The 20,147-nt window shown below is 75.6% G+C and carries 21 protein-coding genes; 12 read left to right on the top strand and 9 right to left on the bottom strand.

Translation table 11 applies throughout. The features are described 5' to 3' along the window. The first annotated feature begins 63 nt into the window (after window positions 1-63). Both Q6349_RS09770 and Q6349_RS09765 read left to right on the top strand, forming a co-directional pair. Complete coding sequence (locus Q6349_RS09770) at window positions 64-1,926, top strand: ABC transporter ATP-binding protein (RefSeq protein ID WP_304603926.1); 1,863 nt, start codon at window positions 64-66, stop codon at window positions 1,924-1,926. Continuing rightward, window positions 1,923-3,749: an ABC transporter ATP-binding protein gene (locus Q6349_RS09765; RefSeq protein ID WP_304603925.1), complete on the top strand. Its 1,827-nt coding sequence runs from the start codon at window positions 1,923-1,925 to the stop codon at window positions 3,747-3,749. The genes Q6349_RS09770 and Q6349_RS09765 overlap by 4 nt, the downstream gene beginning before the upstream one ends. Before the next feature lie 9 nt (window positions 3,750-3,758). Here the strand turns inward: Q6349_RS09765 and Q6349_RS09760 are convergent, their stop codons facing one another. Further along, window positions 3,759-4,715 (bottom strand): LysR family transcriptional regulator, encoded by a 957-nt coding sequence (locus tag Q6349_RS09760; RefSeq protein WP_304603924.1) that lies wholly within the window; start codon window positions 4,713-4,715, stop codon window positions 3,759-3,761. A 95-nt stretch (window positions 4,716-4,810) separates the two neighbouring features. On the opposite strand from Q6349_RS09760, the gene Q6349_RS09755 reads away from it, so the two are divergent. From Q6349_RS09755 to Q6349_RS09745, 3 genes are read left to right on the top strand one after another with little or no spacing between them, the layout of a single operon-like run. Further along, a complete protein-coding gene (locus Q6349_RS09755; RefSeq protein WP_304603923.1) occupies window positions 4,811-5,806 on the top strand; it encodes a threonine/serine dehydratase in 996 nt (331 codons plus the stop codon). A 9-nt stretch (window positions 5,807-5,815) separates the two neighbouring features. After that, window positions 5,816-6,436, top strand: a complete 621-nt coding sequence (locus tag Q6349_RS09750) for an L-threonylcarbamoyladenylate synthase (protein ID WP_304603922.1) — start codon at window positions 5,816-5,818, stop codon at window positions 6,434-6,436. A gap of 57 nt (window positions 6,437-6,493) precedes the next feature. Then, a complete protein-coding gene (locus tag Q6349_RS09745) occupies window positions 6,494-7,903 on the top strand; it encodes a UTP--glucose-1-phosphate uridylyltransferase (protein ID WP_304603921.1) in 1,410 nt (469 codons plus the stop codon). A 28-nt stretch (window positions 7,904-7,931) separates the two neighbouring features. Here the strand turns inward: Q6349_RS09745 and Q6349_RS09740 are convergent, their stop codons facing one another. Further along, complete coding sequence (locus Q6349_RS09740) at window positions 7,932-8,597, bottom strand: YigZ family protein (protein ID WP_171245766.1); 666 nt, start codon at window positions 8,595-8,597, stop codon at window positions 7,932-7,934. 50 nt (window positions 8,598-8,647) lie between these two features. On the opposite strand from Q6349_RS09740, the gene Q6349_RS09735 reads away from it, so the two are divergent. The 3 genes from Q6349_RS09735 to Q6349_RS09725 are packed head-to-tail and all read left to right on the top strand — an operon-like array spanning window position 8,648 to window position 11,233. Next, the gene (locus tag Q6349_RS09735) at window positions 8,648-9,283 is read left to right on the top strand and encodes a transcriptional regulator (protein WP_216077231.1); all 636 of its coding nucleotides are present in this window, start codon (window positions 8,648-8,650) and stop codon (window positions 9,281-9,283) included. Then, window positions 9,280-10,584 (top strand): MFS transporter, encoded by a 1,305-nt coding sequence (locus Q6349_RS09730; protein ID WP_304603920.1) that lies wholly within the window; start codon window positions 9,280-9,282, stop codon window positions 10,582-10,584. Before Q6349_RS09735 ends, Q6349_RS09730 begins: the two co-directional genes overlap by 4 nt. 4 nt (window positions 10,585-10,588) lie before the next feature. Next, a complete protein-coding gene (locus Q6349_RS09725; protein ID WP_304603919.1) occupies window positions 10,589-11,233 on the top strand; it encodes a hypothetical protein in 645 nt (214 codons plus the stop codon). 64 nt (window positions 11,234-11,297) lie between these two features. On the opposite strand, the gene Q6349_RS09720 is transcribed toward Q6349_RS09725, so the two are convergent. The 7 genes from Q6349_RS09720 to Q6349_RS09690 are packed head-to-tail and all read right to left on the bottom strand — an operon-like array spanning window position 11,298 to window position 17,300. Next, complete coding sequence (locus tag Q6349_RS09720; protein ID WP_171245769.1) at window positions 11,298-11,984, bottom strand: GNAT family N-acetyltransferase; 687 nt, start codon at window positions 11,982-11,984, stop codon at window positions 11,298-11,300. After that, window positions 11,972-12,538 carry a hypothetical protein gene (locus Q6349_RS09715; protein WP_304603917.1) on the bottom strand — a complete coding sequence of 189 codons (567 nt, stop codon included), beginning with the start codon at window positions 12,536-12,538 and terminating at the stop codon, window positions 11,972-11,974. The genes Q6349_RS09720 and Q6349_RS09715 overlap by 13 nt, the downstream gene beginning before the upstream one ends. Continuing rightward, window positions 12,535-13,932 carry a DUF58 domain-containing protein gene (locus Q6349_RS09710; protein WP_304603916.1) on the bottom strand — a complete coding sequence of 466 codons (1,398 nt, stop codon included), beginning with the start codon at window positions 13,930-13,932 and terminating at the stop codon, window positions 12,535-12,537. Before Q6349_RS09710 ends, Q6349_RS09715 begins: the two co-directional genes overlap by 4 nt. Beyond that, window positions 13,929-14,912, bottom strand: a complete 984-nt coding sequence (locus Q6349_RS09705; RefSeq protein ID WP_304603915.1) for a MoxR family ATPase — start codon at window positions 14,910-14,912, stop codon at window positions 13,929-13,931. Before Q6349_RS09705 ends, Q6349_RS09710 begins: the two co-directional genes overlap by 4 nt. After that, window positions 14,909-15,391 carry a hypothetical protein gene (locus Q6349_RS09700; RefSeq protein ID WP_304603914.1) on the bottom strand — a complete coding sequence of 161 codons (483 nt, stop codon included), beginning with the start codon at window positions 15,389-15,391 and terminating at the stop codon, window positions 14,909-14,911. The genes Q6349_RS09705 and Q6349_RS09700 overlap by 4 nt, the downstream gene beginning before the upstream one ends. After that, on the bottom strand, window positions 15,388-16,107 hold the full coding sequence (locus tag Q6349_RS09695) for a DUF4129 domain-containing protein (protein ID WP_304603913.1): 720 nt from the start codon (window positions 16,105-16,107) through the stop codon (window positions 15,388-15,390). The genes Q6349_RS09700 and Q6349_RS09695 overlap by 4 nt, the downstream gene beginning before the upstream one ends. Continuing rightward, the gene (locus Q6349_RS09690) at window positions 16,104-17,300 is read right to left on the bottom strand and encodes a DUF3866 family protein (protein WP_304603912.1); all 1,197 of its coding nucleotides are present in this window, start codon (window positions 17,298-17,300) and stop codon (window positions 16,104-16,106) included. Before Q6349_RS09690 ends, Q6349_RS09695 begins: the two co-directional genes overlap by 4 nt. Before the next feature lie 35 nt (window positions 17,301-17,335). Between Q6349_RS09690 and Q6349_RS09685 the strand changes: the two genes are divergently transcribed. From Q6349_RS09685 to Q6349_RS09670, 4 genes are all read left to right on the top strand, one after another. Then, window positions 17,336-18,376 (top strand): YafY family protein, encoded by a 1,041-nt coding sequence (locus Q6349_RS09685; RefSeq protein ID WP_304603911.1) that lies wholly within the window; start codon window positions 17,336-17,338, stop codon window positions 18,374-18,376. Further along, window positions 18,369-19,343 (top strand): YafY family protein, encoded by a 975-nt coding sequence (locus Q6349_RS09680; RefSeq protein WP_171245775.1) that lies wholly within the window; start codon window positions 18,369-18,371, stop codon window positions 19,341-19,343. The genes Q6349_RS09685 and Q6349_RS09680 overlap by 8 nt, the downstream gene beginning before the upstream one ends. Window positions 19,344-19,353: 10 nt before the next feature. Continuing rightward, on the top strand, window positions 19,354-19,722 hold the full coding sequence (locus Q6349_RS09675; protein WP_304603910.1) for a hypothetical protein: 369 nt from the start codon (window positions 19,354-19,356) through the stop codon (window positions 19,720-19,722). A gap of 105 nt (window positions 19,723-19,827) precedes the next feature. Beyond that, window positions 19,828-20,139 carry a twin-arginine translocase TatA/TatE family subunit gene (locus Q6349_RS09670; RefSeq protein ID WP_171245777.1) on the top strand — a complete coding sequence of 104 codons (312 nt, stop codon included), beginning with the start codon at window positions 19,828-19,830 and terminating at the stop codon, window positions 20,137-20,139. The last annotated feature ends 8 nt before the right edge of the window (window positions 20,140-20,147 follow it).

Genomic DNA, 20,147 nt, shown 5'->3' with positions numbered 1-20,147 from the left:
GGGTAGGCCCGCACCGGAGTGCCCGGAGCAACCGTGTCGGTGGGTGGTGCGAGAATCGATTCGATGCCCCCCACCGCGCGCGCCGACCGCCCCGCCAGCCCGTCCGTCCCGGCGGGGTCCGACCTGAGCACCCTCGCCTCCCTGCGCCGGTTGCTGCCCACCGTCCGTCCCGCGCTGCCGCGCCTCGTCGCCGGGCTGGTCGCGGCGCTCGGTGCCAGCCTGGCGGCCCTCGCGATCCCGCGCGTGCTGCAGGTGCTCGTCGAGGGTCCGTTGGCCGCCGGCGCGGCGGCCGGCGACCCTGCGGCGCTGCTGTGGCCCACGCTGGCCGTGCTCGCCCTCGGGCTGCTGGAGGCCGGACTGATCCTCCTGCGCCGCACGCTCGTGATGTACCCCGGCACGCGGGTCGAGGCGGCGCTGCGCACCACGCTGTTCCGTCACCTGCTCCAGCTGCCCGCCGCCTTCCACGACCGGTGGGCCGGTGGCCAGCTGCTCAGCCGCTCCATGACCGACCTGGGGCTGCTGCGCCGCTGGCTGGTCTTCGGGCTCCTGCAGCTGGTGGTCAGCACGATCACCGTCGTCGTCGGCATCGCCGTGCTGGTCGCCACGGCGGGATGGCTGGGGCTCGTCTACCTCGTCGGCGCGGTCCCCGTCGTCGTCATCGCCTACCGCTTCTCGCGCCGGTACCGCGTCATCGCCCGGACGTCCCAGGACCAGTCCGGCGACCTCGCCAACACCGTCGAGGAGTCCGTGCACGGCATCCGGGTGCTCAAGGCCTTCGGGCGCGGGGGCGACGCCCTGGAGTCCTTCACGGGACAGGCCGAGCAGCTGCGTCGCACCGAGATCCGCAAGGCCGGCAACCAGGCGACGGTCACCACCGCCCTGCACCTCATCCCCGAGGCCACCCTGGCGGTCTGCCTCGTCCTCGGCGTCTGGTCGGCCGCCGAGGGGCAGCTCACCGTCGGGGCCCTGGCCGCCTTCTTCCTCACCGCCGCCGTCATCAACGGTCCCGTCGTCGACCTCGGCATGACCCTGTCCATGACGCTCAACGCGCGGACCGCCGTCGACCGCTTCTTCGAGGTCGTCGAGACCGCGAACCCGCTGACGGACCCCGCCGAGCCCCGTGAGCTCGGCACCGTGCGCGGTGACGTCACGCTGCGTGACGTGACCTTCCGCCACGAGGCCGACGAGCCCCCGGTCCTGGACGGCGTCGACCTCGACCTGCCGGCCGGCACCACGACCGCGCTCGTCGGGCTCACGGGCTCCGGCAAGTCGACGCTGGCGATGCTCCTGCCCCGTCTCCACGACGTGACCACCGGGTCCGTCCGCCTCGACGGCATCGACGTGCGCGACCTGCGTCGCCACGACCTGCGTCGCGCGGTCGCCGTCGCCTTCGAGGAGCCGACGCTGTTCTCCACCACCGTCCGCGAGAACGTCCTGCTCGGTGTCGACGACTCCCTGCCCGCGCCTGAGCGGGAGCGGCTGCTGCACAGCTCCCTCGACGTCGCCCGGGCCGGGTTCGTCCACGACCTGCCCCAGGGTGTCGACACCCGGATCGGCGAGGAGGGCCTGTCGCTGTCCGGCGGGCAGCGGCAACGCCTGGCCCTGGCCCGCGCCATCGCGGCCCGGCCCCGCGTCCTCGTCCTGGACGACCCGCTGTCCGCACTCGACGTCACCACCGAGGAGGCCGTCACCCGCGGGCTGCGCGAGGTGCTGGCGGGCACCACGAGCCTCGTCATCGCCCACCGTCCCTCGACGGTCGCGCTCGCGGACCGGGTCGCCGTCCTGTCCGGCGGCCGCATCAGCGCGGTGGGCACCCACCGCGAGCTGCTCGCCCGCGACCCCCACTACCGCTACGTCGTCGCCTCGCTCGAGGAGGACTGGGTGGCCCACGAGCACGAGACCGACGTGACCCAGGAGGCGCGATGACCGCGGCCACCGGACGTCTGCGCCCCACCGACGCGCGGGCCGACGACGCCACCGACCTCGACCGGGGCACCTCCCGGGCCGTGCGGCGCCGCTCGCTGCACCTGCTCGGCCAGCTCCTGCGCCCCCGCGCCGGGGCGCTCGCCGGGGCCGGCGCGCTCGTGGTGATCAGCACGCTGGCCCAGGTCTCCGGGCCGTTGCTGGTCCAGGCCGCGATCGACACGGCGCTGCCCGCCCTGCGCGAGGGCGACCCGACCCGGCTGGTCCTCGTCGGCGGCATCTACGTGCTGGCGGCCGTGCTCGGCGGGCTGTGCGCGGGCGCCTACGTGCGTGCCGCGGCCCGGGTCGCCCAGAGCGTCCTGCTCGAGCTGCGCCGCCGCGTCTTCCGGCACACCCAGCGGCTCTCCCTGGAGTTCCACGAGTCGTACACGTCGGGCCGGGTGATCAGCCGCCAGACCTCCGACCTGGAGGCGTTGCGCGAGCTGTTCGACGGCGGGCTGACCGGCGTGGTCTCGTCGCTGATGCTCATGGTCTTCACCGCCGGCGCGCTCTTCTACGTCGACTGGCGCTCGGGGCTGGTGCTCCTGGCGGCCCTCGTGCCGGCCTGGCTCCTGACGCGCTGGTTCCAGCGCCGCTCGCAGCAGTCCTACCGCGAGCAGCGCACCGCCTCGGCACGGCTGATCGTGAAGTTCGTCGAGACCATGACCGGCATGCGCGCGGTCCAGGCCTTCCGCAGGGAGGCCACCGACGACGCCGAGTACGGCCGGCTCGGCGAGCAGTACCGCGACGCGAACCTGCGGATCTTCGGGGTCAACGGCCGGTACCAGCCGGGACTGGTGCTCATCGGGAACCTGACGGTCGCCGCCGCCCTCGCCTACGGCGGATGGCGCGTGGTCGAGGGCTCCCTGGACGTCGGCGCGCTCGTCGCCGTCCTGCTGTACGTGAAGCGGTTCTTCCAGCCCATCCAGCAGCTCGGCATGTTCTACAACGCGCTGCAGTCGGCCGTCGCCGCGCTCGAGAAGGTGTCCGGCCTGCTCGCCGAGGAACCCACCGTCGTCGAGCCGTCCGACCCCACACCCCTGCCGTCACCGCGCGGCGAGATCCGCCTGCAGGACGTCACCTTCGGCTACGGGGACGGCCCGGTGGTGCTGCCCCGGCTGGACCTGACGATCCCGGCCGGTCAGACCGTCGCCCTGGTCGGGTCCACCGGTGCCGGCAAGTCCACCCTCGCCAAGCTCGTCACGCGGTTCTACGACGCCAGCGCGGGACGGGTGCTGCTGGACGGCGTGGACGTCCGCGACGTCTCCGGCACCGACCTGCGCCGTGCCGTCGTCATGGTCACCCAGGAGGCCTACCTGTTCAGCGGGTCGGTGCGGGAGAACATCGCCCTGGGGAGGCCGGACGCCACCGACGCGGAGGTCGAGGCGGCGGCACGCGCCGTCGGTGTGCACGAGTTCGTGACGAGCCTGCCCGAGGGCTACGACACCGACGTCAACAAGCGCGGCGGCCGCGTGTCGTCCGGGCAGCGCCAGCTGCTCAGCTTCGCGCGGGCCTTCCTCGCGGACCCCGCGGTGCTGGTCCTCGACGAGGCGACCAGCTCGCTCGACATCCCGGGCGAGCGGCTGGTGCAGCGTGGCCTGCAGACCCTTCTGGCCGACCGGACCGCGATCATCATCGCCCACCGGCTCTCCACGGTGGACATCGCCGACCGGGTGCTCGTGCTCGAGCACGGTCGCGTCCTGGAGGACGGCGCACCGGCGGACCTGGTGGCCGCCGGCGGACGCTACGCGGCGATGCAGGCCGCGTGGCGCGACTCCGTGGCCTGAGACGGCAGGTCAGGCCGGGGCGGGTGCGGACGCCCCGATCGCGACGAGCTGGTCCACCAGCGCCCGCACCGGCGGCGACGGCTCGCCGACGGTCAGGGCGCGGACGGCGCGGCGCGCTCCCGGCAGCACCGCCGTGTCGACGTCCGGGTGGCGGTGGGCGCGCAGCGCCAGACCCGGCAGCAGGCTGACCCCCGCCCCGGCGGCGACCAGCGCCTGCACCGCGACGTAGTCGTCGGTCTCGAACGCGATCCGGGGCGCGTAGCCGGCGACGGCGCACCGTGCGACCAGGTCGGCGCGGCAGCGCTCGCAGCCGGCGATCCACGCGGCGTCCGCGAACGGGCGCAGCGGCGTCCACCCGTCGGCGGGGCCCTCGGGGGCGGGGGCTCCGCCGTCCGCCGTGCGCGTGACGAGGTGGACCTGGTCGTCGAGCACCGGTGTCGCGGTGAACGGCGACGGGTCCTGGACCGAGCGCTCGCCGGTGATGTCCTGGTGCTCGAACACGAGTGCCACGTCCACCTCACCGGCGCGCAGCGCGGCGACGGCCTCCGGTGGCTCCGCCTCGACGAGACTGACGCCGAGGCCCGGGTGGGCCTCGCGGAGCCTGCTGACCGCCTCGGGCACGAGCGTGGCGAGGGCGGACGGGAAGGCGGCCAGGCGCGCGCGTCCGGCCCGCAGCCCGGCCAGGGCGTCCAGCTCGCGCTGGGCGCCCTCGACGCGGGCGATGATCTCCTCCGCGCGATCCGCCAGGAGCTGGCCCGCCTCGGTGAGGCGGACGCCGCGGCCGACGCGTTCCAGCAGGGGCAGGCCCGCCTCCGCCTCCAGCCGGGCCAGGTGGTGGCTCACCGAGGGCTGGGCGTAGTGCAGGTCCCGGGCGGCCGCGGTCACCGAACCCGTGCGGGCGACGGCGGCCAGCACCCGGAGCCGGGTCAGGTCGAGCTGTGCCGGGGGAGGAGGGACGTCCGTCATGCCACCAGCCTACGAGTGATTCATCGATGGTTGCGATCCAAAGCTGCGAAGACAGGCATTGGACCGATGGGACGGTGCGGCGGACGATGGTGCACATGGCACCAGCACCGCCGACCATCGACGACGTGCGGGCCGCGCGGCAGCGGCTCGAGGGGCTCGTGGTGACGACGCCGACCACCGCCTACCCCGAGCTCGACCGGCGTGTCCGGGCCCGTGGGTCGGCGGGGACGTCCGTCGTCGTCAAGCACGAGAACCTGCAGCACACCGGTGCCTTCAAGGTGCGCGGCGCCCTCAACCTCGTGCGTCGAGGTCGCGGGATCGAGCACGGCGTCGTGGCCTACTCCACCGGCAACCACGCCCAGGCGCTGGCCTACGCCTCCGCCGCGGCGGGCGTGCCGTGCACGATCGTGATGCCGCGGGACCCCAACCCGGTCAAGGAACGCGCCGTGCGCGACCGAGGTGCCGAGGTCGTCCTGCACGGTGCGGACCTCGGCGAGGCCGCCGTGCACGCCCGGAGCATCGCGGACCGGCGCGGGGCACGGCTCGTCAGCGCGGGGGACGAGCCGGAGCTCGTGGCCGGGGTCGCCACGGCGACCGTCGAGCTGTTGGAGCAGGCACCCGACCTGGACACGCTCGTCGTGCCGGTCGGCGGCGGCTCGGGTGCCGCGGCCGCCTGCCTGGTCACGGCGGCGCTCGCGCCGCACGTCGAGGTCGTCGGCGTGCAGTCGTCCGCCGCCCCGGCCGCGCACGACTCCTGGCGGTCCGGTGCGTTGCGGACCCGGCCCGTGAGGACCCGCGCCGAGGGGCTGGCGGTCGGGTGCGGCTTCGCCCTGACCCAGACGGTGCTGCTCCGGCACCTGGCCGACTTCCTGCTCGTGGACGACGAGGCGATCACCGAGGCCCAGCACGCCTACCTCACCGCGGCGCGCACGGTCGCCGAGGGCGCGGGCGCCGCGGCGCTGGCCGCGGTGCTGTCCTTTCCCGACCGGTTCGCCGGACGGCGCGTGGGGGTGGTGTGCAGCGGGGGCAACGCGCGCGAGGAGGAGCTGCTGCGCGCGTTGACGTGCGACGCGGCCGGTGCCGCGGCGTAACCTGGCCCGATGGCGCGCATCGTCGACATCCATCCGGTGGACCCGCAGCCGCGACTGGTCCGGCAGGTCGTGGACGCCCTGCGGGACGGGGCGCTCATCGCCTACCCGACCGACTCCGGCTACGCGCTCGGCTGCCGCATCGGGCAGCACGACGGCGCGGAGCGGATCCGGCGTATCCGGCGTCTGGACGCCAAGCACCACTTCACGCTCGTGTGCTCCGACTTCGCCCAGATGGGCCAGCTCGTCCGTCTCGACACCGCCGAGTTCCGGGCGATCAAGGCCGCCACGCCCGGTCCCTACACCTTCGTGCTCCCGGCGACGTCGGAGGTGCCCCGGCGGCTCGCGCACCCCAAGAAGAAGACCGTGGGGGTGCGCATCCCCGACTCGAGGCTGGTGCAGGAGATCCTGCGCGAGCTCGGCGAGCCGCTGCTCAGCTCGACGCTCATCCTGCCGGGCGAGGAGGAGGCCATGACCGAGGGATGGCAGGTCGCCGAGGAGCTGGACAGTGACGTCGATCTCGTCGTCGAGTCCGGTGAGGTGACCGCCGCTCCCACGACGGTGGTGGACTTCTCCGGCCCGACGCCGGAGGTCGTCCGCGAGGGCGCGGGGGATCCCGACCCCTTCCTGTGAGGACCCCACCACGACCCGCCCACGCGCTCGGCGCCCCTGGCGGCTAGGGTTCCTGGCATGAGCGATCGTGGACTCCAGCTGGCACAGGACAAGATGCGCGCGGCGGGTGTGGCCACCGCCGCGATCGACACCTTCACCCGGTTCTACCGGCTGCTGGAGGAGGGCGCCACGGGTCTCGTCCGCGAGGACGACGTCGAGCCGTTGACCGACCTGACCCGCCATGCCGACCTCGACGTGACGCCGCAGGAGGCCGCCGAGGCGCTGGGTCGCACCGCGATCATCAAGCTGAACGGGGGGCTCGGCACCTCGATGGGCATGGACCGCGCCAAGTCCCTGCTGGAGGTCCGTCGCGACGCGGAGGGACGCCCGATGAGCTTCCTCGACGTCATCGTCGGCCAGGTGCGGGCCGCCCGGCGGGCCACGGGCGCACGGCTGCCGCTGGTGCTCATGAACTCCTTCCGGACGCAGGACGACACGCTCGCGGCGCTGGCTCCCTACGGCGACCTCGCCGTCGACGGCCTGCCGCTCGACTTCCTGCAGAACCGCGAGCCGAAGCTGCGGGCCGACACGCTCGAGCCGGTGGAGTGGCCCGCCGACCCGGCGATGGAGTGGTGCCCGCCGGGGCACGGCGACCTGTACCCGGCGCTGCACGCCGGCGGCGTGGTCCACGCCCTGCTCGAGGCGGGCTTCCGGTACGCGTCGGTGTCCAACTCCGACAACCTCGGGGCGACGCCCGACGGGGAGATCGCTGCGTGGTTCGCCCGGTCGGGCGCCCCGTACGCGGCCGAGATGTGCCTGAAGACACCGGCCGACGTCAAGGGGGGTCAGCTGGTGGTGCGCCGCTCGGACGGCCGGATCATCCAGCGCGAGACCGCGCAGACGCACCCGGACGACATGGACGCCTTCCTCGACGCGTCGCGCCACCGGTACTTCCACACCAACAACCTGTGGTTCGACCTGGAGGCGCTGGCTGCCGAGCTGGACCGGACCGGGGGAGTGCTCGAGCTGCCGCTGATCCGCAACGCCAAGACGGTCGACCCCACCGACGGCGACTCTCCCGAGGTGGTCCAGATCGAGTCGGCGATGGGCGCGGCGGTCGCGGTCTTCGACGGCGCCACCGCCATCGAGGTCGGCCGGGAGCGGTTCCTGCCGGTGAAGACCACCAACGACCTGCTGCTGCTGCGCTCGGACGTGTACGACCTCACCGACGACTTCCGCCTGGAGGCCACGGTCCCCGCGCCCCTGGTCCAGCTCTCGAAGACCTACAAGACGATCGGCGCGTTCGACGAGCGCTTCGCCGCCGGGCCGCCCTCGCTGCGCGGCGCCGACGGCCTCGCCGTGGCCGGCGACTGGACGTTCGGTGCGGACGTCACCGTCGTGGGCGACGCGATGCTGCCGGAACCGGACGGCGACGCGGGCACCGTCCCCGACGGGGCGACGATCACCGCGGACGGCGTGCAGGCCTGACCCGGGGCGGCCCGGCGCCGGGTGCGCGTCAGTCGTGCGCCGGGACGTCGACGATCCGTTCGGCACCCACGGTGGCCCGCAGCCGTCCGGCGGACGCGGCGGCGAGCTCGGCGTCGAGCGTCTCCAGCTCGGTCGGCGGGACGAGCAGCCGCAGCCGCGCGACCTCCGCGTACTCGGGGTCGTCCACGACGGCGCCGTGCGCGGCGCTCCAGTCGCGCAGCAGGTGGTCGATGCGGCCGGCATCGGCGTGCGGGGCGTCCACGGAGACCTCGCGCACCGTGCGGCGCTCCAGGATGCCGCCCCCGGCGTCGGCGGCGTCGACCGCTCCCGCCACGGCCGCGGAGTAGGCGCGCACCAGCCCGCCGGCACCCAGCAGGACCCCGCCGAAGTAGCGGGTGACCACGGCCACCACGTCGGTCAGGCGGCGGTGGCGCAGCACCTCCAGCATCGGGACGCCCGCCGTGCCGGACGGTTCGCCGTCGTCGGAGGAGCGCTGGGAGTCCGCGTGCGTGCCCAGCACCATGGCCACGCAGTGGTGGCGGGCGTCCCAGTGCTGCTTGCGGACCGCCGCGATCACGGCGTCGGCCTCGGTCTCGGACGCCACCGGCGCGAGGTGGGCGAGGAACCGCGACTTCTTGATCACCAGCTCGTGGTCGACGGGATCGGCGAGGGTGCGGGGCAGAGGAGCGGGCACACCCCCATCCTACACTTGCAAGAACTCTTTCGAAAGAATACTTTCGATACATGGAGACGCCTTCGACACCACCCTCGGTGCCCCCGCCCGGGAACGGGAAGCCCGTCCCGCCGTTCCCCGTGCGGAAGATCTCCGACCCCCGGGAGCTGCGCGCCCTCGCCCACCCGGTGCGGTTCGCCATCATCGACCTCCTCGCCGAAGGGCCGCTGACGGCCACGCAGTGCGCCGAACGGTTGGGGGAGACCCCGGCGAACTGCTCGTACCACCTGCGCCAGCTCGAGAAGTACGGGCACGTGTTCCGGGCGGACGGCGGGCACGGCCGCGAACGACCCTGGCGTGCGCGGGACGAGGGCATCACCTGGGACGAGGACGGTCCGGCGGGCGTGGCTGCCCGGGTCGCGCTGGACGAGGCCGTCGACGAGTTCCGCTTCGACGCGTGGCGACGGTTCCGGCGGCGGCGGGCCGCGGAACCCGAGCCGTGGCGGCGAGCGGCGTTGTCCACCGACGTGGTGGCGTGGCTGACCCCCGCGGAGCTGGAGCGGGTCACGCAGGGCCTCTACGACCTCTTCGCGCCGTACGAGGAGCGGGACGCCGACCCGGCCGCGCGCCCGGAGGGCGCCCGCGCCGTCCGTCTCTTCGCCTACGCCTACCCCGGTGGTCCCGGCGCCGGCGAGGCGCACCGGTGACCGCGCCCGGGGTGCGGCCCGACGCCCTGGTGGCCGTGCGGCGGCGGTTCGTGGCGCTGGCCTTCCTGCGGTGGTTCCCCACCGGGCTGATCGTGCCCGTCATGGTCCTGCTGCTCCAGCAGCGCGGTCTCGACCTCGCCGCCGTCGGTCTGCTCGTCGCGCTGTACAGCGTCACCACGCTGGTCCTCGAGCTGCCGACGGGCGGGATGGCGGACGTCGTCGGCCGGCGCCCCGTGCTCGTGGCCGCCTCGGTGCTGTCCGTGGCCGCCTCGGTGCTCTATGCGACGGGCACCTCCCTGCTCGTGCTGGGGACGGCCTCGGTGCTGCTCGGTGTCGCGCGCGCCCTCGACTCCGGACCGTTGCAGGCCTGGTACGTCGACCGCGCGCAGGAGCTCGACGCGCAGGCCGACCTGCGACCCGCGCTCGGACGGGCCGGCGCCGCCGAGTCGCTCGGGCTCGGCGGGGGCGCGCTGGTCGGGGGTGTCCTCGTGGCCGTCTCCCCGTGGCCCACCGCCGGGACGGTGGTGGTCGCCCTGTCGACGCCGTTCCTGGTCGCCGCGGCCGTCGGGCTCGTGCACCTGGTGCTGGTCGTGGCCTGGGTGCGCGAGGTCCGCCCGAACGGCGCCTGCCGGCCACGCGACCTGGTCGCGGACGTCCCGCGGACGGTCGTCCGTGGGGTCGTGCTGGCTGCGTCCCGTGCACCCTTGCGCCGCATCGCCTCGTTCATGGTGATGCTCGGGTTCGCGCTGGCGGGGATCGAGCTCCTCGCGCCGGCGGCCGCCGCCGCGCTGCTCGGCGGGGCGTCGAGCGCGGCCGCCCCCTACGCCGCCCTCGTCACGGCGGGGTTCTGCGCCTCCGCGGCGGGGGCGGCGCTGGCCCCCGCCGCTGCGCGCCTCGCGCGGTCGTCGCCCCGGGCGGTCGCGGTGTCGGCGGTCCTCGCGGCGGGCGCCCTGGCCGCGGTCGGGATCCCGGTCGGGGGAGCGGCGGCCGCGGCGTTCGTCACCTTCTACCTGCTGCTCGGCGTCGGCGGGCCGCTGCTCGACGACCTGACGCACCGCGCCGTGTCGTCCCGGGAGCGCGCCACGGCCCTGTCGGTGAACTCGATGGTCCTGCAGGCCGGCGGAGCCGGGGCGGCGCTCGCCCTCGGAGCGCTCGTCACGACGACCTCTCGCGGCCTCGCGTTCGCCGTGGCGGGCGGCGTGCTCGCGCTGGGAGTGCTGGCCCTGGTGCGCTGGCCGCCCGCGGATCGTGGACACGCCGAGACCAGCGGGGATGAAAAAGTGTGCCAAGCGGCAGACTGAACCCATGACTCCGGAGACCACCGACCATCGCGCCCCGACCCGATACCCGCGGCCGACCGTCTCGCTCGAGGAGGCGGACTGGGTCTGGCGCGAGCTGGCCGTCGAGGCCCTGCGACCGGAGGCCAAGCCCGAGACGGTGCGGCTCGCGGTCGTCGCCGGCCTGACGCGGAGCACCGGTGCGCGCTACGGCGACCTGCTGCGGGTGCGTGTCGAGGACCTCGACCTGGGGCCCGACGTGCTGGCCGGCCGAGGGCGCGTGGCCGGGGCCCGCGTGCCGGGGGAGGGGCGCGTCGTCGTGCGCCACGGGAAGCACCGCATCCCCCGTCGTCACCGCGTGCCGGGCGAGGTCGTCGTGGTGCTCCGGCACTGGGCCGTCGTGCGGACCGAGCTGGCCGCCGAGCTGGAGGGCTCCGTACCCCGCGCGCTGCTGCTGACCGTGCACCACACGCACGACAACGGCACCACGGTCTCGAGCGGACTGCCGATCACGAAGCAGGGGCTGGTGCTCTCGTGGAGGCGGTTCGTCCATCGGACGAACGCGCGCCTCGGGGCGACGCGGCCTCCGCTGCCGACCCGTTTCGAGCAGGTGCGGCGCGCTTGGGTGGACGCGGGGATCCCCGATCCCGGCGTCACACTCCAAGAAAAATAGTGTGCCAAGCGCGGACAGCCGACGTACCGACCCACAAACAGTCACCCAGCCCGGAGGAGCGGGGTCAGCCCCGCCCGGTCGGGAGACCCAGGACGGGTAGGTGCGGGGTCGAGGAGCTGAGCTCGACGAAGCCCAACCGGTCGTAGAACGCGCGGGCGCCGGTGTTGGCCGGGTCGTAGGAGAGGTGCACGCCGGGGACGCCGCGCGCCGCGAGGGCGTCGCACAGCGTGCGCACCAGCCGTCGGCCCAGGCCACGTCCCTGGGCCTCGGGGACCAGGTCGATGTGCAGGTGCGCCGGGTACGTGCGCAGGTCGGCCGGGTCGAGACCGCGGGTCATCCGCTCGGGGTCCGTGCCGTCCCGCCACAGGGCCTCCTCGGTGTACCCGGGTGCCGCAGCGGTGACGTCGCCGACCTCCGGATGGCGTGCCCGGAACGACGGCGTCCACTCCTGACGCCACCAGTCGACGAACGCCGTGGTGTCCGGTGTCCCGAGGACGTAGCCGATCAGCCGTCCGTCGTCCACGACCAGCGGGTCGGTGGTCCCGTCGGCGTCGCGGTCGACGACCACGAACGCGAGGTCCGGGGCGTGCTCGACGTAGGGGAGGGCGTAGACGTCGGGCATGAGCGAGTCGTCGGAGTAGACGCCCCGGGCGTCACCCCCGCCGGCAGCCGTCCGGACGCAGATCTCGGCCACGGCCGAGCGGTCGGACGATCGGTAGGGACGGATCTCGAGGCTGCTCACGGCGTCCATCGTGGCAGAGTCCACCAGGCCAGGACGACGAGTGCGAGGCCCCCCAGTACCAGCAGGGCACCAGCGGTCCAGGCGGTGGCGGCCCATGCCACGGCGGCGACCACCGTCGACACGGCGACGATCAGCAGGTCACGACCGACCGTCCGGCGCAGCGCCGCGACCTCGACCAGGGTTCCCCCCGCGACGTGCTCGGCCCACCACCCCAGACGCACCGTCAGGAGGGCCACCGGGAGGAGCCAGAGGACGGCGGGGTCGAAAGGCGCCGACCGCGAACCGAGCAGGAGGAGCGCGCTGACGACGACCGCGAGATGGGCCGGCACGCGGCCCGGGCGCACCAGCGACCACCCCCCGACCGACCCCGCGCCCACGAGCGCGAGCTCGAGGATCACGTCGGTGCGGGCGGCGGTCAGGAGCAGGAGCCCCGTCGCGGCGCACGCCGCGGCGATCCGCAACCAGACGCCGCGCACGGCGGTGCCGTGCTCCACCTGCACGGTGGGCATCGGACGGTCGTGGCGCCGGTGCCGCCAGTCCTGGAGCTCCGCGCGCAGCGTCATACCGCACCCCCGGCGACCTGCGCCCGGTGGACGTGCGCGCTGTGGTGGCGCTCGGAGGCCTTGACCAGGGCCTCGAACCTGGCCGCGGCGCGCGTCCGCTCCGTCGCCCGCCACGGCACCACGGGCGTGCCCTCGGCGACCAGCTGGCGGAGCCTGTCCTCCCGCTCCATCGAGGTCACGCGCCAGGCGATCTGCATGTGCGGCTCGGTGACCGGCCGCAGCGCCGGCAGCGTGTCGACCAGCACCACACGGTGCCCCTGCTCGCGCCAGGTGCGCGCCAGCACCACCGGCTCGTCGTCCAGCACGGTCGAGAAGAGGAACACCACGGCGTCGGCCGGGAGCTGCGGGGGACGCAGGCGTCGTGCGGGGCTCCCCAGCGGGCTGGTCATCGCCAGGCCGTGCAGGATCCTGCGCAGGTGCCGGCGTCCGGCCGCGGGCGGCAGCGGTCGACGACGACGTCCCAGGTCCTGCAGCCCCACCCGGTCCCCGGCGTCGACCACGGCGCGGGCGACGGACGCGGCGGCCTGCCGGGCCAGGTCCAACGACGTCGCCTCGTCGACCCGTTGCTCACCCTGGCCGCGCCAGGTGCGCAGGTCGGGACCCACGTCGTCCCGGGAGTCGACCACGAGCATCGTCGTGGCCTCCGCGGTCGCGTACGTGCGGCGCACGGACAGCTCGTCGAGGTCCGGTGACCGACGCGCGGTCGTGCGCCAGTCGATGCGACGGAGCCGGTCACCCGGGGTGAAGGGGTGGACGTCGCGCAGCTCGTCCCCGGCGCCGAGCCGCCGGGACGTGTGCGGCCCGGTGAGCCCTCGCATCCGCGGGGGCAGCGGCACCCGCCCGAGCGGGACCGCCGTGGGCAGCACGAGACGGGTCGCGCCGGCGGCCCGCACCGGGTCCTCCGCCGTCGTCCCGCCGGGACCGTAGCCGCGCAGGTCCACGACGAACGTCGGCTGCGGCCCGGTGCGCACGGTCGCGGAGCGCAGCACGATCTCTGCCCGGTCTGCCGCGACCACGAGATCCGTCGACTCGTGCCCCGGGGCCGCGGCGCGCAGCACGACGAGCCCGGCGCCGGAGGGAGGGTCGAGACGGACCGTCGCCCGGATCTCACCGGGTGCGGTGGGCTCCTCGGGCGAGACCACCGTCGCCGCGGTGGGTCGGTCGGGCGCGTCTCCCCGGGGCGCGCCGGGACGGCCGCTCCAGGTTCCGGACAGCAGCAGCGGCACACCGAACGCGGCGACGTCGGCGCGCCCGGCGAGGAGCCCCGCACCGAGCACGACGACGCCCGCCACGGTCCCGAGGACCGCCGTGGGCGTCCGGCGCCACACCGGTTCGGCCCCGGTCCGTGCCCCTCGGTCCAGCGCGCGGTCGCGGAGGGTCGCCCCGAAGGTCACCGCGCGGCTCCGACGGTCGCCGGACCGGGCACGGAGGCCAGCAGCTCGCGCACGACGTCCTCGGGGCGGGTCGCGGCCGCCCACGCCGTGGGGGTCAGCGTCAGCCGGTGCGCGAGGACCGGGACGGCGACCCGCTTCACGTCCTCCGGCAGCGTGTAGTCACGGCCGTCCAGCACCGCCACGGCACGCGCCATGAGCAGCAGGTTCTGCGAACCGCGCGGGGAGGCGCCGACCTCCAGCGCCGGGTGGGCGCGGGTCGCGGCCGTCAGCGCCACGCAGTAGTCGACGACGTCCTCGTCGACTGCGACGGCCTCGACGCCGGCCTGCATGGCCCGGACGGTGTCCGCGTCGACGACGCGACCGACCTCGGCCGCCTCCTGCCGACGGGCCACGCGACGCAGCAGGACGTCGCGCTCCTGCGCGGCACCCGGGTAGCTGACGGCGAGCCGCACCATGAACCGGTCGAGCTGCGCCTCGGGCAGCGGATAGGTGCCCTCGTACTCGACCGGGTTGGACGTCGCCACGACGTGGAACGGCGCCCGCAGCGGCCGCGTCACGCCGTCCACCGACACCTGGCGCTCGGCCATCGCCTCCAGCAGCGCCGACTGCGTCTTGGGGGCCGTCCGGTTGATCTCGTCCGCGAGGAACAGGCCGGTGAAGACCGGGCCCGGCCGGAACACGAACTCGCGCGTCGCCGGGTCGAAGACGCTGGAGCCGGTCACGTCGCTGGGCAGCAGGTCGGGCGTGCACTGCAGACGCGCGAAGTCGAGACCGAGGGCGGTCGCGAGCGAACGCGCCGCGAGGGTCTTGCCGAGCCCGGGCACGTCCTCGAAGAGCACGTGCCCGCCCGCCAGCACCGCCGCGAGCGCCAGCTCGAGGGCGTCGCGCATGCCGACGACGGCGGTGCCGATCTCGTCGAGGACGGCGTCGGCGTGGGCGGCGACGGCCGGGACGGGCAGGGCGGCGGGGGTGTCGGTCATCGGGTGGGCCTTCCGGATGGTGGTGCGTCGGTGGTGAGGCGGTCGAGGTCGTCGAGCCAGCGGTGCAGGGTGCGGGCGGTGGGCGGCTCGGGGGAGAGGAGGCCGGCGAGGGTGTCGGCGCCGAGCAGGGCGGCGGCGTCGTCGTACCGGTCGGGGTCGTGCGGGTCGATGCCGCGGGCCCGGAGCCGGTGCGCCGCGAGCTCGCGGACGCGACGCGTGACCCGGGGGGAGACGCGGCCGTTGCGGGTGAAGGCGGCCCAGGCGAGGTCGGAGACGTCGCGGCGGGCGCCGTGGCGTTCCTCGGTGGGCGGGGGCGGCCAGTCGGCGTGGTCGCCGTCGTCGAGCGCGGCCCACGCCTGCCGCAGGGCGAGCAGCGCGGCGGGCAGCAGGACGGCGTGCACGGGGTCGAGGGTGTCGCTGAGGGCGAGGAGCAGCGCGGCGGCGACGGCGAGGGCGGCCGGCAGGTACCGGCGGGTCACGGGGTGCGGTCCGCGGTGGGGGCGGTGGCCAGTCGCCGGGCGATGCGGGTCAGGGCGGCGCGGGCGTCGTCGACCTGGGCGTCGGTGGTGGGGTGGTCGGCGAAGCGTGCCTGCTGGTACAGCCTGCGCAGGGTGGTGACCTCGGCGGGCGGTGCGGGGGTGCGCGCGAGGAGGTCCTGGGTGTACTCGGTGGGGGTCTGGGCGGGGTCGCGGGGAGTGCCGTGCTGGGCCGCAGCGTCTTCGAGGGCGACCCAGGCGGCGACGACGGCGTCGTGGGGCGTGCGGGCGTCCTCCAGACGGCCGAGGGCGCGGGTGACGGCGTCGTCGAGCGCGGGCAGGGGGACGGAGGGCGCCTCGGTGCCGGCCAGCGCGGCGCCGGCCGCGGGCTGGTCGGGGTCCTGGGGGGCGGGTGGGGCGGCCTGCAGCATGGTGAGGACGCGACGGGCGACGAGGGCGAGCAGGAGGAACGCGACGGCGGCGCCCACCAGCAGCAGGACGGTGAGCAGGGAGTCGTCGGGTTCGGTGGTCTGCAGGTCCTCGACGGGCGAGGGCACGACGCTGGGGGTGGGCCCGTCGGGCAGGTCGAGGCCGCCGAGCCCGGCCAGGGCCGTGGGCATCCGGACCTGCCAGGGGGTGGCGGTGGCGGCGCCGAGGACGACGAGGGCCGCGAGGCCGGTCAGCAGCAGCGGCCGGCCGCCCGGGTGCGGGCGGTTCATGCGACCTGCTGGGCGTGCCGGCCGGCGGCGGCCACGGCGACGAAGGCGGCGGGGTCGTCGTGCAGCCCGCGCCCCATCGTGGACAGCCGGGCCGGGGAGCGGTCGAGCGCGTCGAGCAGGTCGGTGTCCGCGTCGACGTCCACGAGGCGGTGGCGGTCCGCGAGGGTGCGGGCCTGGTCGTGGAGGCGGCGGGTGAGCCCGGCACCCCAGCCGGGCCGGTCCTCGAGCGCGGCGCTGGGGTGCGGCACGACGACGTCGGCGGGGGCGAGCGCGACCCGGCCGTAGGCGGTCAGCGAGTGGTGCGAGACGCCCAGGTGCCGGTCGCGCGGGTCGGCGCCGGAGACGCGCAGCGAGGCGACGGGGGTCCCGCCGAGCGTGGCCACGGCGTTGAGGGCGTCCCCGGCGGCCACCCCGGAGAACCCCCACCGGGTGCCGGTGCCGAGGTTGCCGGGGCCCTGGGCGACGACGACGAGGTCGGCGCCGACGACGTGACGGGCGGCGAGCAGCCCGGTGTGCACGGTGACGGCCTCGTGGTCGCCGCCGAAGGCCTGCCCGACGGTGATGGTGGCGGCCAGCCATCCGGTGTCGCGCAGCGCGGCGACGGTGCGCGAGAAGGCGGCGGGCAGGGCGCCGCCGTCGGTCATCACGTAGGCGACGCGGGGGGCGGGGCGGCCGGCCTGCTCGGCGGCGTGGCGGGCCCCGGCCACGACCGCCGGCAGCGCGGAGTGCAGGTCGGCGACGACGACGGGTGTGCCGTCGAGGTCGTCGGCGTCGCGCAGCAGCTCGTGGTGGGCCGACTCCTGCTCGTCGACGCCCAGCACGAGGGCCTGCAGGGGCGTGTAGCGGGCCTTGACCAGGTGACCCGGACCGGGGGCGGGGTCGCCCGGCAGCGCGGCGGCGTCGGTGGGGGCGACCACGAGGGCGTACCCGCCGGTGCCCAGGCCGCGGGCCAGGGCCGAGACGTTCAGCGCGACCGGGTCGCCGACGGCGGGCGTGCCGACGAGCGTGGTGTAGGCCAGCGCCCGCACCTCGCGCGGCGGCGTCCCGTCGTCGGGACCCGCGGGCAGCGGGTCGTCGAGCCGCACGCGCAGCTCCGCGGCGCCGGGCCACGACCGTCCGGTGGCGGTCACGACGCCGGTGCGCCAGGTCACGTGGTCGGCTGCGGTTCGGTGCTGCGTCGGCCCTGTCGTCACCCGCCCGAGCGTACCGGGGGATAGCGTGGTGGCCGATGGCTGGTGAGATCGCGGCGGGCGGGCCGCCGACACGACCCGACGAGCGGCTGCTCAACCTCGTCATCGCGCTGGTGAACACCTCGGCGGCGATGACGAAGCAGCAGGTCCGCGCGGGCGTGCACGGCTACGACGCCGCGGCCTCGACCGAGGCGTTCGAGCGGATGTTCGAGCGGGACAAGGACACGTTGCGTGCGCTCGGGGTGCCGATCGTCACGGTCGAGGGCAGCGGGCACAGCGACGAGGTCGGCTACCGCATCGACAACGAGGCCTACGCCCTGGGCGCGGTCGACCTCACCCCGGCCGAGCTGGGGGTGGTCGCCCTGGCCGCCCAGCTGTGGTCCGACAAGACGCTGCGCACCGACATGTCGCGGGCGATGACCAAGCTCGCCGCCGCCGGCGCCGGCGACGCCGTCGGGGACGCGGTGGCCGGGCTGACACCCCGGGTGCGGGCTGCCGGCGACGCCTACGGGCCGCTGCTGGAGGCGATCTCCGAACGGCGGGTCGTCAGCTTCCGCTACCGCGCCGCCTCCACCGGGCAGGTGCGCACCCGGCAGGTCGAGCCGTGGCGCATCGCCGCCCGCGGCGGTGGCTGGTACCTGGTGGGCCACGACCGCGACCGGGACGCCGAACGCGTCTTCCGGCTCTCGCGCATCGAGGGCCGGGTCCGCCTCGGCGCGACGCCGCACGCCTACGAGCTGCCCGACCGGGTGGACGTCGACGCGGCCCTGGGCGCCCGCGTGCGCCACGACAGCACCGCGCTGCTCGCGGTGGTGCCCGAGCGCGCCACCGCGCTGCGCGCCCGGGCGGCGGACACCGTCCCGGCGGTCGCGCGTCCCGGCACCCCGGCGGCTCCTGCCGGGCGGGACCTGGTCACGGTGCCCTACGGCAGCCTGACGACCTTCGCCGACGAGGTCGCGGGCTACGGCGCGGCCGTGGTCGTGCTGGACCCGCCCGACCTGCGCGCCGAGGTGCTGCGCCGGCTGCGGGCCGCCGCCGCCCTGTCCACGCGCCCGGAGGAGGAGGCCGACCGTGGCTGAACGCGCCGACGACCGGCTGGTGCGCCTGCTGGGCATCGTCGCCTACCTCGACGGCGCCGGCCCGGTCGACGTCGAGGAGCTCGCCCACCGGTTCGGCGTCACCCCGGCCCGGCTGCGCGAGGACATCGACGCCCTGTGGGTCTCCGGCACGCCCGGCTACATGCCCGACGACCTCATCGACTTCGACGCGTTCTCCCTGGAGGAGGGGCTGGTCAGCCTCACCCAGTCCCGTGGCCTGACCCGCCCCCTGCGGCTGGGCACCCGGGAGGCCGTCGCGCTCGTGGCCGCCCTGCGCGCCATGAGCACCACCCCCGCCGTGCAGGCCGACCCGGCCCGGGCGGCCGTGGTCACCGGCGCGCTGGACAAGCTCACCGCCGCCACCGGCGAGGCCGCGAGCGCCGTGGACGTGCGCCTGGGCGGCCCGGAGGACGTGGCGACGCTGGGGGTGCTGTCGCAGGCGCTGGCGGCCGGGCGCCGGGTGCGGCTGCGGTACGTGGACGCGGCGGACGTCACCAGCGAGCGGGACGTGGACCCGTGGCGGCTGCTGACGCAGTCGGGGGCGACCTACCTGGTGGGCTGGTGCCACCGCGCCGGGGGGCGGCGCACCTTCCGGGTGGACCGGGTGCTGGGCGCCGAGCTGCTGGACGTGCCGGTGGAGGCGCGCGGGACGGACGCCGACGTGGACGTGGCCGCGCAGGTGGTCGCGGACGCCGCCGGGCGGGCGCGTGAGGCGCGGGTGCGCTGGCGCTCGGCGGCGCGCTGGGTGGCCGAGGAGGTGCCGGTCGAGGAGGTCACGGACCTGGCCGACGGGTCGTTCGAGGTGCGGCTGCGGGTGACGAACCCGGCGTGGCTGCGCCGGCTGCTGCTCACCCACGCGGTGGACGTGCTGGCGGTGGAGCCGCCGCAGGTGGCCGCGGAGGTGGCCGCGGCGGCGCGGGAGGCGCTGGGCGCCTACGACGAGGGCTAGGGTGGCGGGCGTGTGGGGTTGGATCTGGACCGTGCTGGCGCTGGCCGCCGTGGTGTTCCTGGCGTGGCTGGCCTGGCGCGTGGTGCGCACCGGGCTCGCGCTGCTGCGCACCGCCGCGGAGGCGGGCAGCACGTGGGGCGAGGCGGCGGAGCGTGTCGGGGCGGCGGCCGCGGCCGCGCAGGCCGACCCGCCGCGGATCACGGCGACGATGTTCGAGGACCGTGCGGTGCTGCGGGCGCGGCGCGAGCAGCTGCGGCGGGACCGCTGGGAGCGGCGCGACCGGCGACGCGTGGACCAGGCCGCGGTGTGGCGCACCTGGTCCGAGAGCACCTGGCTGGAACGCCGGCAGGCCGAGCGCCGCGCTGACCGGCACCCCTGACCGGCGCCGCGGGGCGGGCGTGTGTTCCGTCGCACACCGGTGTCGGCCTACACTGGGCTTGCGTGCCGGTCGCGGCACGTCCGAACGTCCTGGGAGTTGAAGTCCGTGGGTATCTTCCGCAACCCGGCTGTGATCATCGCGCTGATCCTGCTGGTCGTGCTGCTGTTCGGGGCCAACCGTCTGCCGGACGTGGCCCGCAGCGTCGGTTCGTCGCTGAAGATCTTCAAGAAGGAGATCAAGGACCTGGGCGAGGACGACGACGACAACGACACCACGACCTCGCGGTCCACCGCGTCGGGCACCACGACGCAGGGCACCGGTGCGCAGGACGGCGCCCCGTCGGCGTCGTCGGCGCAGCCGCCGCAGGGCGAGGCCCCGGCGCAGGGCTCGGGTCGTCCCGACCCGCACCAGTCCTGAGAGCGGGC

This window comes from Isoptericola sp. 178 (assembly GCF_030586525.1).
In the GTDB taxonomy this organism is placed as follows: domain Bacteria; phylum Actinomycetota; class Actinomycetes; order Actinomycetales; family Cellulomonadaceae; genus Isoptericola; species Isoptericola sediminis.
The sequence above is the reverse complement of the archived record's forward strand: the minus strand, read 5'-3'. Positions and strand labels throughout refer to the sequence as shown.

Coding starts and splice junctions, on each gene's coding strand:
- Q6349_RS09770 (WP_304603926.1), top strand. CDS start 64: ATGCCCCCCACCGCGCGCGCCGACCGCCCCGCCAGCCCGTCCGTCCCG.
- Q6349_RS09765 (WP_304603925.1), top strand. CDS start 1,923: ATGACCGCGGCCACCGGACGTCTGCGCCCCACCGACGCGCGGGCCGAC.
- Q6349_RS09760 (WP_304603924.1), bottom strand. CDS start 4,715: ATGACGGACGTCCCTCCTCCCCCGGCACAGCTCGACCTGACCCGGCTC.
- Q6349_RS09755 (WP_304603923.1), top strand. CDS start 4,811: ATGGCACCAGCACCGCCGACCATCGACGACGTGCGGGCCGCGCGGCAG.
- Q6349_RS09750 (WP_304603922.1), top strand. CDS start 5,816: ATGGCGCGCATCGTCGACATCCATCCGGTGGACCCGCAGCCGCGACTG.
- Q6349_RS09745 (WP_304603921.1), top strand. CDS start 6,494: ATGAGCGATCGTGGACTCCAGCTGGCACAGGACAAGATGCGCGCGGCG.
- Q6349_RS09735 (WP_216077231.1), top strand. CDS start 8,648: ATGGAGACGCCTTCGACACCACCCTCGGTGCCCCCGCCCGGGAACGGG.
- Q6349_RS09725 (WP_304603919.1), top strand. CDS start 10,589: ATGACTCCGGAGACCACCGACCATCGCGCCCCGACCCGATACCCGCGG.
- Q6349_RS09720 (WP_171245769.1), bottom strand. CDS start 11,984: ATGGACGCCGTGAGCAGCCTCGAGATCCGTCCCTACCGATCGTCCGAC.
- Q6349_RS09715 (WP_304603917.1), bottom strand. CDS start 12,538: ATGACGCTGCGCGCGGAGCTCCAGGACTGGCGGCACCGGCGCCACGAC.
- Q6349_RS09705 (WP_304603915.1), bottom strand. CDS start 14,912: ATGACCGACACCCCCGCCGCCCTGCCCGTCCCGGCCGTCGCCGCCCAC.
- Q6349_RS09695 (WP_304603913.1), bottom strand. CDS start 16,107: ATGAACCGCCCGCACCCGGGCGGCCGGCCGCTGCTGCTGACCGGCCTC.
- Q6349_RS09685 (WP_304603911.1), top strand. CDS start 17,336: ATGGCTGGTGAGATCGCGGCGGGCGGGCCGCCGACACGACCCGACGAG.